Source organism: Variovorax boronicumulans, assembly GCF_030812215.1.
Classification (GTDB): domain Bacteria; phylum Pseudomonadota; class Gammaproteobacteria; order Burkholderiales; family Burkholderiaceae_C; genus Variovorax; species Variovorax boronicumulans_C.
In genome coordinates this window covers 139,432-152,801 of sequence record NZ_JAUSSG010000008.1, presented here as the reverse complement: position 1 = coordinate 152,801, position 13,370 = coordinate 139,432, and the positions used below count along the sequence as shown (strand labels likewise).

Here is a 13,370-nt window from a genome sequence, read left to right as displayed (position 1 = left end):
ATCAGGGTTCACCGGGTTCATCGGTGGTTCATGTAGATGCGGTCGCCGATGTCCAGCACCTGGGCGGCGGGCAGGATCAGGCTGGCCACGCGGTTCCAGCTCACGAGCGGCACCGAGTCGATGTAGACGACGTCGCGCGGCTGCAGCGGAAAGCGGTCGGCCAGCGCGAGCGCGGCGGGGTTCTTCGCGTTCAGGTGGAACACGGCCGGCGTGCCCTTGGCGGTGTTGCGCACCACGTAGATCTGCCCCGTGTTCGCGGTGCCCAGGCTCGCGCTGCCGGCTTCGCCCAGCGCCTCGTTCAGGCTCAGGCGCCCGTTGTGCATGAGCAGCGCCGAGGGGCGCAGCACCTCGCCCATCACCACGACCTTGTTCTCGTCGCGGTTGCGCACCAGCACCACGTCGCCGTTCTGCAGCGGAATGCTGCCGGCGCCGCTGCCCAGGTCCTGCAGGCGTGTGAGGTCGATGAGCGTGGTGCGATCGCCGCGCGTGAGCGTGACGAACGAACGGTCGCCGTTGGGGGTGATGCCGCCGGCGCGGTTGAGCGCTTCGGCCAGCGTCATCGGCACGTCGGTGAAGATCTGCAGCCCCGGCGAGCGCACCTCGCCTTCGACGAATGCGCGGCGGCTGCGGAACGACTGGATGCGCACCGTGACCTGCGGCTCCTTGATGTAGCGCGCGATGCGCTTGGCAATGAGGTCGGAGGCCTCGATCTCGGTGAGCCCCTGCATCTTCACGCGGCCGATGTAGGGAAAGCTGATCTCCCCGTTGGCGCCGACGATGAAGCCCGGCGCCACGCTGATGCCGGTCGGGTCGACCTGCTGGGTGATGACGGCGCCGGCGTTCGGGAGCAGCTCGGGGTGGTCGTAGACGATGACGCCCACGACGTCGCCCGGGCCGATGGTGTATGGGGCGGCCTCGCCGAACAGCGCCTTCACGTCGGCCGGCACCGCGGTCGATTGCGCATCGGCCATCGCGCGGATGAGCGCCGGCGAAATCGGCGTGAGCGCGCCTTCGGGCGAGCCGTCCGCGGACAGGGCGGGCGCCGGGCCGAGGTCGGGCTCGGAAGCCGCCATCTTGCCGAAGCCCGGCGCACAGCCCTGGAGCAACATCGCGCCGGCCAGGGCAGCGCTCCACCCCATCAGGTACACGTAGCGTGTCAAATTGATCTCCATTGCAAAACTGATTTCTTTCAACTGCGGCCCTATGCAAAGGTCGAGCCCGGTTGGAGGGTCGGCCTTTTGATCGCGGCGCACCACAAAGCGCAGCCCGGGTTTTATCGGCTGCGCAGGTCGAAAACCGAATTGTCGCTGCGCCCCAAGATGCATTTTTTCGTCGCGCAGGCGAAAAAAACGTGTCTATTCGTGGCGCAACCCTGTGCTATGCAGGGTTATCTGTCATCGCACTCTCCGGAACGGCGTTTTCATTGGGAAAACCGGCCTTGAAACAGCATTCCGGAATGCTGTTTTTTCGATTGAAATGGCGACTTATTAATTACCCCGCAGCGCGGGGAGATCGTGGCGCCTGTGCCACGAAATTGGTTTTTTGAGGGTTTTTGATATTGCACGTCTATTTGTAAGATTTTGTGTGTTCGTGCAGTGTAGGAGAACTTCCCGAGTGAAGAACGACTACCACATCCTTCGACCGGACGTGCAACAGCACCCGGAAGGGGCGCCGAAACGGTGATCCGTGCCCCGATTTGAATGGTTGTAGGTTTTTCGATTTACCTGGAATTCGTCCTGCCGAGGACGCAGATGGCACCAATACCGTGCAACCATTGCTCACAAAGTTAAATGAATAATTTCACATTCATTTTCCAGCTAAAACTTTTGCATTGTTTTTCAATTCAAGTCATCCAGATGCCATGAATCCTTCGCATTTCGGTCACGCAAATCCGATTCAATCATTCAACCGGCAGTCGAATGAGAAAAAAGAATTCAGGCCGAATATGGATATACGAATTCCACGATGAAAGCCATCGGGAATTGGAATACTGCGCGCGGGAAAATCAAATGAAAAAGGCCTCCCAAAGGAGGCCCAGTCGGTGATCGATGCAGGCTCGCGGGCCTGCAGGCGCGGCGCCTACGGCTCCTGGTCGTCGCCGGGCTGGCCCAGCTTCTCCTTGGTGGCGCGAACGCCCCGGAGCACGAGGAACAGGACGATGCCGACGAGGACGAGAAAGCCGGCGAGCGCCCAGCCGCCCATGCCGAAGGCCCACCACCAAAAAAGGCCGCTCAAGGGCAGCAGCACCAAGGCCAACAGCAATTCGATGAAGATCAAGCGCATTTGTCTCTCCCCCTTCGCTCGGGCACGCGTCAGCCCCATGGATGTGTAAAAAATCGCTACGCGTCGGGTGCGAGAGGATAGCCCAAGAAAAGCCGAGGATATGCAGGTCCCCTGACGCTGCATAGAGAGTATTTGCGCTGAACCTGCGCACTGGCTGACCGCGCTTTTCCCTCTTCTTCCGATCGTTGTTCGCCTGCTACGCCTTGCGCGGTGCGCGCACCGAAGTGGACGCCCAACCGCGCACCGCACGATTCGCCGGCACGCGGTCGGCGGTGAGCGCGGCGGATACGCGACCAGCGCGGCCAAGGTGCGGCGATTGACCATCCGCCTCGTGCTGGACGGCGGCGGCATCCACTGCACTACTGCACGCAGCAGCAGCAGCAGCCGCCGCCACCACCACCACCACCACCACCACCGCCACCGCCACCGCCACCGCCACCGCCACCGCGTTGAGTCACACCTGCGATTTCAAGTGCGCTCCGTTGCGCATTGAATTTATCTCGTAGCCGCGCCCGTAGATCGATCGCAGGATCAGCCCTCTTTCCGGCACGAGCTTCAGTTTTCTGCGCACATTGGAAATGCAGACATCGAGCGCCCTCGAGCCGGGCGAGCGGGGGCGCCCGCGCCACAGGAAGGCAAGCTTTTCGCGGGTGACCAATGAATTCATGTTTCGGAAAAGCTCGAGCGCCAGATGAAATTCCATGGGTTTCAAAGGCACGCTTTGCTCTTCGAGCCACACCTGGCGCCGGTCGATTTCGAAGCGGTATTCATCCCACACGAAATCCCGGACGCTCTGACTGGCAGCCTGCTTGCGGTGAACCAGCATTTCCAGTCTCCATTCGATCTCCCGATCGCTGGAGAAAGGAAGCACGACATCCATTTTTCCAAAGCTTGCCATTTCTTCCTTCAAATCGGAAAGGGCGCCCAGGTATTCGGGAAGCGCGACCAGGAGCAAAGGCACGTCGGAATCGATGAGGATCGATTTCAATTGAGGCTTGAATTCCTTGTTGGAAATTGCCATCACGATGCATTCGAACTTCTTTCCTGCGCGCAGGTTGGCGAAGAGGTCGTCTATCGAATCGAGTGCCAGGGACGCGCATCCGAGCGCATCGAGGCGACCACGCAGCAGGTTTCTTTGTGTCGCATCGCTGTCCACCAGCGCGACAAAGAGGCTTTTCTCCTTGATGGCGGCGTGCGATTGCCTTGATTGATCCAATGAAGTCATGAATTCATTTTTGATAAGAAGGGAAAACTCGGCTTCATCACAAGCCCCGGTCATCTTCGATTTATTTTTGACCGATTGCACTGATTCGAAAGCACGGCGCAGCCGTTTTGGCAAGCTTTTGAGAATATTCGGGAAAACAGTTTTTCAATGTGAACTTGAATTCAAGCGGCTCCATCTACGGAAGCTTGAAATGAAAACAAAAGCCAATTTTTTCGCCTGCTCGGAGCCTCGTCATTGAATGACTTTCGACCCGGTGCATTCAGCGCGGCGCCCAATGAGAAAGAAGGAGAATGCGATGGTCGAATCCGGCCTTGATCTTTCCGGCGGCCATTGCTCAAAAAGGTGAGAAATTCTTCACCTATCTAAACCAGGCCCAGTTTTTGAATGTCAAGGAAACGACTTTTTGGCGGGAAAACTTCTCAAGCTTGGAAGTATTTCACTTAAGAATCCGGCCATCTTTCGCCGCGCGGGACGGTCAACCGGGAGTGCTTTTCAGCGGTGCAGCTATTGCGCAGTGCCCCGGCCAACGGTGGGCGGTGCAGTGCTCGGCGCGTCGTTCAGCGCGCCACGCGCCTGCGGCGGACAGGTCGCGAGCTGTCTTGGCTGGGCGCCGGCCAGCGCCTGCGGCCGATGGGCGCGCGCAGACTCGATTTCGACATGGACATGGAAGCGCATGAAGAGATCGAGGCAGGACCCGCGAGGAGAAAGATCGTCGCCGAGGTCCGCAGTCAACAGCAGCAGGCGCGCGGTTGCCGTGGGAATGGCCGCTCAGCGCGACACGACGGCGATTCCGCGGAACTGCCCCGCCTTCGCGTTCTTCTCGGGCCTCGGATAACGCTGCGGCGAGAAGCGGTGCAGCAATTCCGCCTCGCGGTCGGTGGCGAGCGCCAGGTTGGCCAGCTTCACATGCCCGAAGCCGCGGATCGTCAATGGCAGCGCCGCGATCTGCGCGGCGAGCGACTGGTTGGCGGCAGACAGATCGGCGGCCAGTTCGTCGAGCCGCCGGTCGAACTTGGCGATGAGCGCACGCTCCATCCGGCGCTCCTGCGTGTAGCCGAACAGGTCGAAGCCCGTGCCGCGCAGCCGCTTGCCGTGGGCCAGCCATTTCATCGCCGGCAGCATCCATGCGCCCAGGCGGATCTTGGCGGGCGCCTGACCGTGTGCCGGACGCGAGAGCAGCGGCGGGGCCATGTGGAATTCGAGCTTCAGGTCGCCTTCGAACTGGTCTTTCAGCTTCTGCAGGAACGCGCCGTCGGTGTAGAGGCGCGCGACCTCGTATTCGTCCTTGTAGCTCATGAGCTTCAGGAGGCTGCGCGCCGCGTTGCGCGTGAAGGGCAGGCGCGCATCGCCGCCCGGCAGCGCGGACTCGGCCGCCTGTAGTGCGCGGATGCGCTTGTCGAAGCGCGCGGCCCACGCGGCGTTCTGGTAGCCGGTGAGATGGCGGCGTGCATCGGCGAGCAGCGCGTCCAGCGGGCGCTCGTCGGCTTGCTGCGCCTGCGCATCCATCGGCGCGGCGCGCAGCTGGTCGAGCGCCGCGGGGTTCCCCGCCGCGAGCCGGCCCAGCGAGAACGCCGACTGGTTGGCCGCCACGGCCACGCCGTTGAGCTCGATCGCGTGCATCAGCGCCTCCAGGCTCAGCGGCACCAGGCCGCGCTGCCACGCATAGCCGGTCGCGACGATGTTTGCGGCGAGCGTGTCGCCGAGGAATTCCTCGGCCAGGCTCTGCGCGTCGAAGGTCTCGACTTGCTCTTCACCTGCGACAAAGCGCATCTTCTCCAGCAGCAGGTCGACGTGCAGGTCGGCATCGGGGTTGCGCAGCGACTCGGCCACCGGAATCTCGTGGATGTTCGCCAGCACGCGCGTGCGTCCGTGCCGCACGGTCTGCAGCGCGTCCGGCGAGGCGCCCACCACCACGTCGCACGCGAGGATGGCGTCGGCCTGCTGCGTGTCGATGCGCACCTGGTTCAACCGGTCGGGCGTGTCGGCCAGGCGCACGAAGCTCAGCACCGAGCCGCCCTTCTGCGCAAAGCCCATGAAGTCGAGCACGCTGGCGGACTTGCCCTCCAGGTGAGCCGCCATCGCGATGACCGCGCCCACCGTCACCACGCCGGTGCCGCCCACGCCGGTCACGAGCAGGTCGTAGGGGCCGGACCACGCATGCGACGCGGGATGCGCGAGCGCGGCCACGCGGTGCAGGAAGGCATCGCGCCCGGCCGCGAGCGCCCCGCTCTTTCGGCGCAGCTTGCCGCCGGTGACGCCCACGAAGCTCGGGCAGAAGCCCTTGGCGCAGGAATAGTCCTTGTTGCAGCTGGTCTGGTCGATCTTGCGCTTGCGGCCCATCGGCGTCTCGTGCGGGAGCACGGCCACGCAGTTGCTCTGCACGGTGCAGTCGCCGCAGCCTTCGCACACGGCCTCGTTGATGTAGAGGCGCTTGGGCGGATCGGCCAATTCGCCCTTCTTGCGGCGACGGCGCTTCTCGGCGGCGCAGGTCTGTTCGTAGATGAGCACGGTCACGCCGGGCATTTCGCGCAGGCGCCGCTGCACCTCGTCGAGCGCGGCGCGGTCGTGGAACTCGGTGCCGTGCGGAAAGCGGTTCCTGATGGCGTCGTACTTGCCGATGGCGTCGCTCACGACCACCACCTTGGTGACGCCTTCCGATTCGACCTGCCGCGCGATCGCATCGACGCTGATGACGCCATCGACCGGTTGCCCGCCGGTCATCGCGACCGCGTCGTTGAACAGGATCTTGTAGGTGAGCGTGGCCTTGGCCGCGACGGCCTGGCGGATCGCGAGATAGCCCGAGTGGTAGTAGGTGCCGTCACCGAGGTTCTGGAACACGTGCGGCGTCTTGGTGAACATCGCGTGCGAGATCCAGTCGACGCCCTCGCCGCCCATCTGGATGAGGCCCGCGGTGCTGCGGTCCATCCAGTTGGCCATGAAGTGGCAGCCGATGCCCGCGCGCGCCGTCGAGCCCTCGGGCACCTTGGTGCTGGTGTTGTGCGGACAGCCGGCGCAGAAGTACGGCAGGCGCTTGACGGCATCGCTCGCGTTGCCCAGCAGGTCGGGCGGCGTGAAGTCGCGCACATGCTGCAGGTGGTCGCCGAGGTCGTGGTTGTCGGGGAAGTGCACGGCCAGCCAGTGCGCGACCAGCTCGATGAGGCGCGAGGGGCGCAGCTCGCCGAGCGCCGACACCAGCGGCTGGCCTTCGCGGTCGTGCTTGCCCACGAGCACCGGGCGCGCATCGGGCGGCGCGTTGTAGAAGATGTCGCGCAGCTGCGTCTCGACCACCGCGCCCTTCTCTTCCACGACGAGGATCTCGTCGAGCCCGCGTGCGAATTCTTTCAGGCGCGTCTGCTCGAGTGGAAAGCTCAGCCCCACCTTGTAGAGCCGCACGCCGACGCGCGCGAGTTGCTCGGGCGAGAGCTCCAGGCGGCGCAGCACCTCCATCAAGTCGTGGTGCGCCTTGCCGCAGGTGACGATGCCCACCTTCGCATGCGGGCTCACGATGACGTGGCGGTCGATGCTGTTGCGTTGCGTGAACGCGGCCACGGCGGCGAGCTTGTCTTCCAGCCGCGACTCGATGCGCAGCGACGGCAGGTCGGGCCAGCGGTAGTGCAGGCCGTCAGGCGGCGCAGCGTGGCCGGTGGCCGTGCGCACGGCATCGGCGTCTTCCCAGGCGGCGACGCGCGCGTTCACCGCGTCGAGGTCCACGGTGCCCGCGCTCTCGACGATTTCGGACAGCGCCGCCATGCCGACCCACGCGCCCGAATAGCGCGAGAGCTCGTAGCCGTACAGGCCGAACTCCAGGTACTCGGCCACGCTCGCGGGCTGCATCACGGGCATGCGCCAGGCCATGAAGGCGTGGTCGCTCTGGTGCGGCATCGACGACGACACGCAGCCGTGGTCGTCGCCCGCCACCACCAGCACGCCGCCGTGCGGCGACGAGCCATACGCATTGCCGTGCTTGAGCGCATCGCCCGCACGGTCCACGCCCGGCCCCTTGCCGTACCACATGGCAAAGACGCCGTCGACGGTGCGCTCGGGATCGGACTCCACGCGCTGCGTGCCCAGCACCTGCGTGGCCGCAAGCTCCTCGTTCACCGCGGGCACGAAGCGGATGCCGGTCTCCTTGAAGCGATCGCCCGCCTTCCAGATGGCCTGGTCGACCATGCCCAGCGGCGAGCCGCGGTAGCCGCTCACGAAGCCTTGCGTGCGCAGGCCGCGCGCCGCGTCGCGCTGCTTTTGCATCGCCAGGATGCGGATCAGCGCCTGCGTGCCGGTGATGAAGACCGAGCCGGCGTCAGCCCAGAGGTTGTCGGAGAGCTGGTAGTCGGGCCGTCGAAGCGCGGCCGTCTTGTGTGGGGCGTTCATGCCCGGAATTGTTCTGCCGCACCCCGAGTAAGTGTTTCTTCAATACACTGGCGCAGACCCTTGTTTGAAGAAGAATCCCCTCGGAAATCACGATGAACGTCGATTCTGTTTCTCTGGATGAGCATTGCCTCAAGATCCTTTCTGCACTGCAGCACGACGGCCGGCAGACGGTGCAGCAGATTTCAGAGGCTGTCGGGCTCTCGCCCACACCCTGCTGGAAGCGCATCAAGGACATGGAGGCTGCGGGCGTGATTCGTGGCTACACAGCCATGATCGATCCCGAACTGGTGGGCCTGCACGTCTCGGCCGTGGCCGAGGTCAACCTCGACCGCCACAGCGAGGCGATGGTGCAGCGCTTCGAGGAGGTGGTGGCCGCGAGCCCGCAGATCATCCGCTGCGTCTCGGCCACCGGGCCGGCGGACTACATCCTCCACGTGACGGTGCCCGACATGAAGCACTACGAGCGCTTCCTGCACGAGGTGCTCTTCAGCCTGCCGGGCGTGACGCACGTGCGCTCGAGCATCGTGCTGCGCGAGATCAAGTCGGAGGTGGCGTTGCCGCTCGGGCACCTGACGGGTGCCAAGACGAAGGCGGGCGCTGCGCCGTCGCGGCGCTGACGCCCGCGGCGCGTTTACTCCACCGTCACGCTCTTCGCAAGATTCCGCGGCTTGTCCACATCGGTCCCCCGCGCGCACGCGGTGTGATACGCCAGCAGCTGCAGCGGCACCACATGCAGCAGCGGCGACAGTTGCCCGTAGTGCTCCGGCATGCGGATCACGTGCAGCCCTTCGCCGCTCTTGATCTTCGTGTCGCCGTCGGCCAGCACATAGAGAACGCCGCCGCGCGCGCGCACTTCCTGCAAGTTGCTCTTGAGCTTTTCGAGCAGCGCGTCGTTCGGCGCAACCGCGACCACCGGCATCTCGCTCGTGACCAGCGCGAGCGGGCCGTGCTTGAGCTCGCCCGCCGCATACGCCTCGGCGTGGATGTACGTCACTTCCTTGAGCTTGAGCGCACCTTCGAGCGCGATCGGGTAGTGCAGGCCGCGGCCGAGGAAGAGCGCGTTGTCCTTGCGCGCGAAGTCCTCGGCCCAGCCGATGATCTGCGGCTCCAGCGCGAGCACCGACTGCAGCGCGACCGGCAGGTGGCGCATTTCCTTCAGGTAGCGCGCCTCGTCGGCCTCGGTGAGATGGCCCTTGGTCTGCGCGATGGCCAGCGTCAGGAGGAACAGGCCGGCGAGCTGCGTGGTGAAGGCCTTGGTCGACGCCACGCCGATCTCCACGCCGGCGCGCGTGATGTACGCGAGCTTGCACTCGCGCACCATCGCGCTGGTCGCGACATTGCAGATCGTCAGCGTCTGCTCCATGCCGAGCGAGCGGGCATGCTTGAGCGCGGCGAGCGTGTCGGCCGTCTCGCCCGACTGGCTGATGGTGACCACCAGCGTCTTGGGGTCGGGCACCGACTCGCGGTAGCGGTATTCGCTCGCGATCTCGACCTGCGTGGAAATCTTCGCGATGCTCTCGAGCCAGTACTTGGCGGTGCAGCCGCTGTAGTAGCTGGTGCCGCAGGCGAGGATGAGGATCTTGTCGATGTCCTTGAAGACGCGGTGCGCGCTGGCGCCCGTGGCGCCGTCTTGCCCGATACCGTCGAACAGCTCCGGCACGATGCCCGCCACGCCTTCGAGCGTGTCGCCGATGGCGCGCGGCTGCTCGAAGATTTCCTTTTGCATGTAGTGACGGTACGGGCCGAGTTCGGCCGCGCCGCTGTGGGCCAGCACGGTGCGCACCTGCCGGGTCACGGGCTTGTGGTTCTTGTCGACGATCCAGTACTTGCCCGGCTGCAGGTCGACCACGTCGCCTTCTTCGAGATAGATGATCTGGTCGGTCACGCCCGCGAGCGCCATCGCGTCGCTCGCGAGGAAGTTCTCGCCGCCTTCCTTGCCCGCGCCCAGGATCAGCGGCGAGCCGGCGCGCGCGCCGACCACGCGCTGCGGCTCGTCGCGGCAGATGACGGCGATGGCGTAGGCGCCGTGCAGTTGCAGCACCGCGGCCTTCACGGCCTCGAACAGGTCGCCGTTGTAGAGGCTGTCGACCAGGTGGGCGATGACCTCGGTGTCGGTCTGGCTCTCGAACACGTAGCCCTTGGCCTCGAGTGCGGCGCGCAGCGTTTCGTGGTTTTCGATGATGCCGTTGTGCACCAGCGCAATGCGGCCGGGGCGCGCGCCCTGCGCATCGGCGCCGGGGCCGTGGCTGAAGTGCGGGTGGGCGTTGTGCACCGCCGGCGCGCCGTGCGTGGCCCAGCGCGTGTGGGCGATGCCGGTCAGGCCCTCGACCTTGTCTTCGCGCACCTGCGTGACAAGGTCCGCCACGCGCGAGGTGGTGCGTGCCCGGGTGAGACCGCCCGCATGCACCGCGACGCCGCAGGAGTCATAGCCGCGGTACTCGAGCCGCTGGAGGCCCTGGACGAGGACCGGAACGATGTTGCGATGGGACGCTGCCCCGACGATGCCGCACATGGTGAGCTGCCTTTGAATGAAGAGGAGGCCAGATGGTAGGGAAGCGAAGAAAAAATATGCCTTCGAAATTTCATGAATTTCAAAGTTTTATTTCATCATTTCTTCTATTTGTATTTTTATTCCATAATTTATCCAAATATGGAATCAATCTCCCTCGATGCAACAGACCTCCGTCTGCTCGATGCGCTCCAGCGCGACGCTTCGCAAACCAACCAGCGGCTGGCCGCCGACGTGGGCATCTCCCCGCCCACATGCCTGCGGCGGGTACAGCGGTTGAAGGACGAAGGCCTCATCGAGCGCCAGGTCGCGCTGCTCTCGCCCGACCGGCTGGCCACGGTGCGGGGCCACGGATTGCAGGCGGTGGTCGAGATTTCGCTGGACCGGCAGGACGCCGCCGCGCTCGACGCCTTCGAAACCCGCGTGATCGCCGACCACGCAGTGCAGCAGTGCTGGCGCGTCTCGCCCGGCCCCGACTTCGTGCTCGTTGTCGCGGCGCGCGACATGCCGGACTACGGCGCGCTGACCCAGCGCCTGTTCACGGCCGACGCCAACGTGCGCAACGTCAAGGCGTTCTTCAGCCTCAAGCGCGCGAAGTTCGAACCCGCGGTGCCGCTGGGCTGACGCCTTTTCTTCTCAGGCTTTCGGTTTTTTCTGCGGCCGCTTCCAGTTGGGAAAGCTCACCGGCTTGCTGCGCGCCACGGTCAGCGCGCCCGGTTCGGTCGACTTGTTGACCGTCGACCCGCCCCCGATGGTGCCGCCCGCGCCGATGGTGACCGGCGCCACCAGCACGCAGTTGCTGCCGATGTGCACGTCGGCCTCGATCACCGTGCGGTGCTTGTTGGCGCCGTCGTAGTTGGCGGTGATGCTGCCCGCGCCGTAGTTGACGCGCTCGCCCACCGTCGCATCGCCCAGGTAGGCCAGGTGGTTGGCCTTGGCGCCGGCGGCGAGCGTCGAGTTCTTCACCTCGACGAAGTTGCCGATGTGCACTTCGGTGCCGAGCTGCGCACCGGGCCGCAGGCGCGCGAACGGGCCGATCAGGGCGCGCTCGCCCACCGTCACGCCGGCCTTCTCGCCGTCGATGTGGGTGAACGGATGGATCACCGCGCCGGCCTCGATGCGTGCGTTGGCGATCACGCAATTCGCGCCGATGCGCACGCCCTCGCCCAGCGAGACCTGTCCCTCGAACACGCAGTTGACGTCGATCTCGACATCGGCCGCGCATGCCAGCGTGCCGCGCAGGTCGAAGCGCGCCGGGTCGGCCAGGCGCACGCCCTGCTCCATCAGTGCATTCGCCTGGCGCAGTTGCCACGCGCGCTCCAGCGCCGCGAGCTGCACCGGGCTGTTGATGCCCGCCACCTGCAGCGCATCGGTCGTGATGTGCGCGACCACCGGCACGCCATCGGCGGCGGCGAGCTTCACGACGTCGGTCAGGTAGTACTCGTTCTGCGCATTGCGGTTGTCCAGCCGTTCGAGCCAGCCCTTGAGCAGGCGCGCGGGCACGGCCATCACGCCGCTGTAGATCTCGCGCACCGCGCGCTGCGCCTCGTTGGCATCCTTGTGCTCGACGATGGCGGTGACCGCCCCGCCGGCCGCGCTGCGGATCACGCGGCCGTAGCCGCTCGGGTCGTCGAATTCGATGGTCAGCAGCGCAAGGCGCCCGCCCGCGCTGGCCGCGACCAGCGCGCGCAATGTTTCTTCGCCGATGAGCGGCACATCGCCCGAGAGCACGACCACCGTGCCGTCGTCCGGCAGCAGCGGCGTCGCCTGCTGCACGGCGTGGCCGGTGCCCAGCTGCGGCTCCTGGCGGGCAAAAAGCGGCGTCGCGCCGCCCACGGCCCCGGCCATCGCGGCCTCGACCTCGGCCGCGCCGTGACCGGTCACGACCACCACGTGGCGGGCGCCGATGCGCGCGGCGGTATTGGCCACATGCGCGATCAGTGCGCGGCCGCCCAAACGATGCAACACTTTGGGCAGCCTGCTTTTCATGCGCGTGCCCTTGCCGGCCGCCATGATCACCACGTCGATCGCCCCCTGGATGTCTTGCTGTTGTTGTTGCTGCTGCGGAGTCTGATTCATGCTTGTGTTTTCCCGGATGCGTTGCGCGGACCTGGCGCGAATTATCGGCGTGCTGCTGTTGGCCTTCGCGCTGGGCGCCTGCAGCGCAGTGAAGCTGGCCTACAACAACCTGCCCGAGGTGAGCTATTGGTGGCTGGACGGGTATTTCGACTTCGACAGCACCCAGACGCCCAAGGTGCGCGACGAACTCGCCCAGTTGCTGGCCTGGCACCGGCAGAACGAGCTGCCCAAGGTCATCGCCCTGCTGCAGGAGGCGCAAGGCCTCGCGCCGGGAGAGGTGACGCCGGCGCAGGCCTGCAAATTCGCCGACAGCATCCGCGAGCGCCTGCTGGCCGCGGTCGAGCGCGCCGAGCCGGCCACCACCGACCTTGCGCTGACCCTGAGCGAATCGCAGCTGCAGCAGCTCGAACGCAAGTACGCCAAGCTCAACAACGAGTACCGAAAGGACTGGCTCGACCGCACGCCCGCGCAGGTGCAGGAAAAGCGCTACGACCAGTTCCTGGACCGCATGGAAGACTTCTACGGCCGGCTCACGGCCGAGCAGCGCGACCTGCTCAAGCAACAGGTGGCGCAGTCGGTGTTCAACCCGCAGCTCGCGGACGCCGAGCGCCGCAAGCGCCAGCAGGAGGCACTGGCGATGCTGCGCGGCTTCAGCGCGAAGAAGCCGTCACCCGCCGAGGCGCGCTCGGCGCTGCACGCCTACCTGCTGCGCATTGCCGATCCGCCGCCCGGCCCCTGGCGCGACCAGCAGCAGGCGCTGCTGGAGGAAGGCTGCCGCAACCTCGCCGCCCTGCACAACGGCACCAGCGCCAGCCAGCGCGAGCAGGCGGTGCGCCGGCTCCAGGCCTACCAGAGCGATCTGCGCCAGCTGGTGGCTGCGCGCTGAGGAGGTGTGAATCACGC

9 protein-coding genes are annotated in these 13,370 nt (G+C 65.5%); 3 read left to right on the top strand and 6 right to left on the bottom strand.

The features are described from left to right. Positions 1–17 precede the first annotated feature (17 nt). From J2W23_RS21390 to J2W23_RS21375, 4 genes are all read right to left on the bottom strand, one after another. Positions 18–1,172 (bottom strand): polysaccharide biosynthesis/export family protein, encoded by a 1,155-nt coding sequence (locus tag J2W23_RS21390; RefSeq protein WP_176660251.1) that lies wholly within the window; start codon positions 1,170–1,172, stop codon positions 18–20. Positions 1,173–2,079: 907 nt separating this feature from the next. Further along, a complete protein-coding gene (locus tag J2W23_RS21385) occupies positions 2,080–2,283 on the bottom strand; it encodes a hypothetical protein (protein ID WP_176660250.1) in 204 nt (67 codons plus the stop codon). A 454-nt stretch (positions 2,284–2,737) separates the two neighbouring features. Then, on the bottom strand, positions 2,738–3,622 hold the full coding sequence (locus J2W23_RS21380; protein WP_307650157.1) for a winged helix-turn-helix domain-containing protein: 885 nt from the start codon (positions 3,620–3,622) through the stop codon (positions 2,738–2,740). Positions 3,623–4,276: 654 nt separating this feature from the next. Next, complete coding sequence (locus tag J2W23_RS21375; protein WP_307650156.1) at positions 4,277–7,879, bottom strand: indolepyruvate ferredoxin oxidoreductase family protein; 3,603 nt, start codon at positions 7,877–7,879, stop codon at positions 4,277–4,279. A 92-nt stretch (positions 7,880–7,971) separates the two neighbouring features. On the opposite strand from J2W23_RS21375, the gene J2W23_RS21370 reads away from it, so the two are divergent. Next, positions 7,972–8,496 carry an Lrp/AsnC family transcriptional regulator gene (locus tag J2W23_RS21370; protein WP_307650155.1) on the top strand — a complete coding sequence of 175 codons (525 nt, stop codon included), beginning with the start codon at positions 7,972–7,974 and terminating at the stop codon, positions 8,494–8,496. Between the two features lie 14 nt (positions 8,497–8,510). Here J2W23_RS21370 and glmS read toward each other — a convergent pair whose 3' ends face one another. Continuing rightward, the gene (gene glmS, locus J2W23_RS21365; RefSeq protein WP_176660246.1) at positions 8,511–10,391 is read right to left on the bottom strand and encodes a glutamine--fructose-6-phosphate transaminase (isomerizing); all 1,881 of its coding nucleotides are present in this window, start codon (positions 10,389–10,391) and stop codon (positions 8,511–8,513) included. Positions 10,392–10,529: 138 nt separating this feature from the next. On the opposite strand from glmS, the gene J2W23_RS21360 reads away from it, so the two are divergent. Continuing rightward, the gene (locus J2W23_RS21360) at positions 10,530–11,012 is read left to right on the top strand and encodes an Lrp/AsnC family transcriptional regulator (protein WP_307650154.1); all 483 of its coding nucleotides are present in this window, start codon (positions 10,530–10,532) and stop codon (positions 11,010–11,012) included. A 12-nt stretch (positions 11,013–11,024) separates the two neighbouring features. Here J2W23_RS21360 and glmU read toward each other — a convergent pair whose 3' ends face one another. Beyond that, positions 11,025–12,467: a bifunctional UDP-N-acetylglucosamine diphosphorylase/glucosamine-1-phosphate N-acetyltransferase GlmU gene (gene glmU, locus J2W23_RS21355; RefSeq protein WP_307650153.1), complete on the bottom strand. Its 1,443-nt coding sequence runs from the start codon at positions 12,465–12,467 to the stop codon at positions 11,025–11,027. Between glmU and J2W23_RS21350 the strand changes: the two genes are divergently transcribed. Further along, the gene (locus tag J2W23_RS21350) at positions 12,466–13,353 is read left to right on the top strand and encodes a DUF6279 family lipoprotein (protein ID WP_307650152.1); all 888 of its coding nucleotides are present in this window, start codon (positions 12,466–12,468) and stop codon (positions 13,351–13,353) included. The genes glmU and J2W23_RS21350 overlap by 2 nt on opposite strands. The last annotated feature ends 17 nt before the right edge of the window (positions 13,354–13,370 follow it).